This window comes from Pantoea sp. GbtcB22, from assembly GCF_019091025.1.
In the GTDB taxonomy this organism is placed as follows: Bacteria; Pseudomonadota; Gammaproteobacteria; order Enterobacterales; family Enterobacteriaceae; genus Pantoea; species Pantoea leporis.
On record NZ_JAGXKB010001052.1, the window covers coordinates 1 to 229 of the forward strand.

Sequence of the window (229 nt, forward strand, 5' to 3'; positions counted from 1 at the left end):
CGCTGGTTTGATAGATGGTCATCTGACCGTTTTTATCCGGTGACAGGAACATGTGGCTGGCACGCGCGGCACGAATCGCATCGACCGCAATTTGCACGTTGCCGTCGGTGCCGTTTTTGAAACCGACCGGACAGGAGAGCGCTGCCGCCATTTCACGATGAATCTGGCTTTCGGTGGGACGCGCGCCAATCTCGCCCCAGCTGATCAGGTCGCCAATAAACTGGCCGAT

General features: G+C 57.6%; 1 pseudogene. It reads right to left on the reverse strand.

Annotation, left to right across the window (positions count from 1 at the left end):
• Positions 1-229, reverse strand: a pseudogene (locus KVT28_RS27470) (3-deoxy-7-phosphoheptulonate synthase); the annotation flags it as partial.